At 34.9% G+C, this 4,215-nt stretch carries 3 protein-coding genes; all 3 read left to right on the top strand.

The genetic code is table 11. The annotated features are described in order from the left end of the window. Positions 1-1,635, top strand: a 1,635-nt coding sequence (locus ACKTTV_RS11165; protein WP_408030919.1) for a hypothetical protein, incomplete at its 5' end; no start/stop codon positions are given. Between the two features lie 20 nt (positions 1,636-1,655). Continuing rightward, a complete protein-coding gene (locus tag ACKTTV_RS11160; protein WP_408030918.1) occupies positions 1,656-3,803 on the top strand; it encodes a hypothetical protein in 2,148 nt (715 codons plus the stop codon). Positions 3,804-3,807: 4 nt separating this feature from the next. Beyond that, positions 3,808-4,215, top strand: a 408-nt coding sequence (locus ACKTTV_RS11155; protein WP_408030917.1) for a hypothetical protein, incomplete at its 3' end; no start/stop codon positions are given.

Below are 4,215 nucleotides of genomic sequence, written 5' to 3'. Positions count from 1 at the left end.
GTTTCTGGAGTATTTAAAAAGGATTTAACGGGAAATACTTTTTCATTGAGCGATCCTAGGCTCTCTAGTTATCTTCATGTTGGAGATGAGTTAAATTCAAGAATGACTATGCTTAGGTCAGATAATGGTATGCAGCCAATACCATATAGTATGTCAGGAAAGCTATGGGTTGTTAGGAAGATAGAATCTGCTGGTTCTACAAAGTTTGTTTTAATGAATCAAAAAGGAGAGATTGTTAATGATTGTGCAGAAGGAGTTAATAGGGTATGGACTCCAGAGATACGTTTTAAAGTAGCACGTTCAGGTCATCGAAATTTACAGTCAGCTTCTATGTCTAGTATAACTACTAAGGTACATCCTTTAGTAAATGAGAACAATACGTACAGGGCAGAATTGCCTAAGTTCGAGAATTTGAGTCCAAATACAACAAAGATAATCAATGCAAGTGCCGTTGAGTATAGTGATTTTTGGAAGCCAGTGAATCAGAATAACAACAAGTACTTTGTGATGGACCCTACGGTTTATACTAATGAGCAGTTAGGTGAATTGAATGAGGACAAGTTGTTGGAGATTTATGATAATTATAATATCAATCCCTATGTTCATAATATCAGAGGTAATTGGAAGGCGAAGAAGTCATGGGCTTATTTAACAGGTCGTTATCATTCTTATGAGCCAAATACAAGAGATGATGGATACTTTACAAGTTTCACGCCTTTTTATACTTATAATAATGGCTGGGCGATCAATAGTCAGGCAATCAATCAATATTCACCAACGAAATGGACTTTTGCAAGTGAAGTAACCCAATATGCTCCACAGGGGGTTGAATTAGAGAATAAGGATGCATTGAATAGACGTTCATCAGCTCAGTATGGATATAAGTATACTTTACCCACTGCGGTAGCATCAAATACGGCATACAAAGAATTAGGTTATGATGGTTTTGAGGATTATCCGAGCTTACAATTATCTCTAGCAGAGAGAGGGTCGGTGAATCACTTTAGTTTTGTAGATGCATTTAGTTTAGAGAACTCGTCAATGGTTACTGATAAGGAGGCACATACAGGAAGAAAGAGTATTGAAGTAAAACCTAGTAAGTCTGTTAGTTTAATAAAGAAGTTAGATGATGTCAACCCAGATATAGTTGAGGATTGTGAAGACGGGACTGTTAATCCACCTTTAACAGACGCCACTATTAACAACATCACTCCAATTAATGGAGCGGTTTGTTTTGGGCGAACAGGGGTAGGAAAGAGGTTCTTAATTACAGGGTCAAGTAATCAAACGATTAGATATAATTTGAAGACTGTTTTAGGTGAATATGCAGAGTTAGTTTCAACTACAATAAGTGTAGTTGATTCAGAGACGAATGCTGTAATTTTTGATAAATACACTATTTCGGAGAACACAGGAGAAAAGGAGTATAACTATAATTTTACTTTGGGAAGTTCAGGAAAGGCATATGTTGAGTTTTCATTGTGTACAGGAGGTTGTAAAACTGGACCAGGAGATGTTCTACAGGATATTACAGTAAAAGGAACTTTCACTTTATATAAATCAGATAATACGACGTTGGATTATTCACAAAGTGTTGTGAGTGAGACTTCATGTGATCATATAGAAGGGCAATAAATATTATAAGCTATAACTAGATGTATACTACTATAATTACAAGAAATAAAATATTTATTTGGGTATTGGCATTTTTATGCACATCCATTGTAAACAGTCAAGATTTAACAACTTCTTCATGTAATAGTCAACGAATATATGAAGTGAAGGCAACTGATATTTCAGAAGATTCGGCTTTTTTGAGTTGGATTAGTATTGCAAATAGCAGAGAGTTTGAAATCATATATGGATTAAAAGGGTTTTCGTTAACCAATTCTAAAGAAATTGTAGAAAGGATAACAATTTCGAGTCCAGTATTATTTATATCAGGCTTGAGCGCAAATACGGCTTATGATTTTTATGTAAAGCTTAAATGTCAGGACGATATTTACCGAAAAAAGATTTCGATAACGACATTGGCATCAACTAAGAGCACTTTACAAACACGATCTTTTTCTACAGCAACAGCAAGCACAAGCACTCTAGAAGAGGAAAAGCAAGCCTTATGGGATTTATATCAATCAACCAATGGCCCACAGTGGAATAATACAATAGCAAATAATAAAGCTTGGTCACTTAGTAAACCAATTTCAGAATGGTATGGAGTCCTTTTGAGAGATGGGCATGTTGATAGACTCCTTTTGCAGAACAATAATCTTGATGGAGTTATACCTCCATCTATTGGGAAGTTGTCAAAAATTTATCATTTATGGCTTAGCAAGAATAAAATTAGATCAATACCAACAGAAATAGGTCAATTAAAGGGTTTAAAGCAAATACTTTTAGATGAAAATCAATTAGAGACAATTCCTAGCGGAATTGGAGGTTTGGAGAATTTATACAGTTTATACCTGTATAAAAATAAAATAACCAGCCTTCCGACAGAAATAGGTCAATTGGCGAATTTAAAATCCTTAGGTCTTGGGAAAAACTTGTTAAATACTCTTCCACAGAGCATGACAAGCTTAACAAAAATGGAAGCAATTACAATTTTTGATAATAGCTTTAGTACATTTCCAAGCATATTTTCTCATCCAAATTGGAAGAGTTTAGTATCTATAGGTGCCAGTGGTAATATGATTAAAGTACTACCAGTTGAGATGATAACAAACTTGGAAAACTTAACATCTATTAACATTGAGAACAATATAATAGAAGTTTTACCTAACGAAATAGGGGGGATAAGAGGTTTAAATGTATTAATGTTTAGCAATAATCGTGTTAGTGATCTTCCCAGTGCAATAACAAACGCACGTAATTTTGCATGGGCTAGTTGTGCAAATAATAAGTTAGCTTTTCATGATATTGAACGTATTTTGAGTGCGGGAATGCCTATTACAGCTCCTTATAGTCCTCAAGCAAAAGTAGATTTGGTGGAGACAAAGACAGTTCCTTTGGATGGTAGCATAACCTTAAGCACTTCTAAGCTAACAAGTACAAATAATAGTTACCAATGGTATAAGGATGGTGTTGCTATATTGGGAGCAACGAGTAAAGATTTGGTATTGAATAATGTTAAAGAATTAGATGCTGGGGTATATCATTTTACAGCTACCAATAGTGTAGTTACTGGATTAACATTAGAGCGAGAACCAATAACAGTTAATATATCTCAGGGACCTGTTACCCCAGTTCCATTGTCTGCAGTAGAGAGCACAAAGTCAGGTTCATTTCGACCTATTTATGAGAAGAAGTATATGATTAGTGGTTGGGTTAAGGAGAAGAGTTTGACTCATATAAAGAGTTCTAGTTATCGCAATTCCTATATTCAATTGTATACAATAGGTTTAGTATCAGGGAGTTTGCTGACACCGGAGCATATTGGGGATTATTACCCTACGGGTCATATTATAGATGGCTGGCAACGTATCGAGGGCGTTTTTACAATTAAGAGTTTTAGTCATTCAGATGTTACAGCAGTAAATAATTTAGTAGTAGAGCTTAAGAATACTTCGTCAGATATAACGAGTTATTTTGATGACATTCGTATTTACCCATTTAATGGAAGTATGAAGAGTTTCGTTTATGATGATGATACTAAGAAACTTATGGCTGAGTTGGATGAGAATAATTTTGCTACGTATTATGAGTATGATAGTGAAGGAGGATTAATACGCGTAAAGAAAGAGACAGAACGTGGGGTTTATACGATTCAAGAGACAAGATCGAGTAATGCAAAAAAGCAATAATGTTATGAAAAAGAAGTCAATATTATGGTTGTTACTGTTTGTTTTTTCCATAGGGTATTCGCAGGATGCTCAAGAGATAATGCGAGAGTATGTAGCCTTATCAAAGAAGAACAGTGAATATCAGGTGAATCTTACGTATAAGATTTACAAGGGTCACGAGTCTCAAACGGTTTTTGAGACCAAACAAGGAGTTTTGTACAAAAAAGGATTGGCTAGTTACAGTAAAGTAGCGGAGGCTGAGATTTTGAGCACATCTACGAATTATGTTCGTGTAAATCATTTGGAGCGAGCAATGTTAGTTGGACCGGCAATAGCTGGAGTTTCTCAACAATTTGATTTAAACTTACCTGAATTATTAAAGTATTTAGATGTCAAGTTATTGAGTGATAATGGGCATTACAAGTTAGAGTTT

It is taken from the genome of Tenacibaculum xiamenense (assembly GCF_964513065.1).
Taxonomy (GTDB): domain Bacteria; phylum Bacteroidota; class Bacteroidia; order Flavobacteriales; family Flavobacteriaceae; genus Polaribacter; species Polaribacter xiamenense.
The sequence above is the reverse complement of the archived record's forward strand: the minus strand, read 5'-3'. Positions and strand labels throughout refer to the sequence as shown.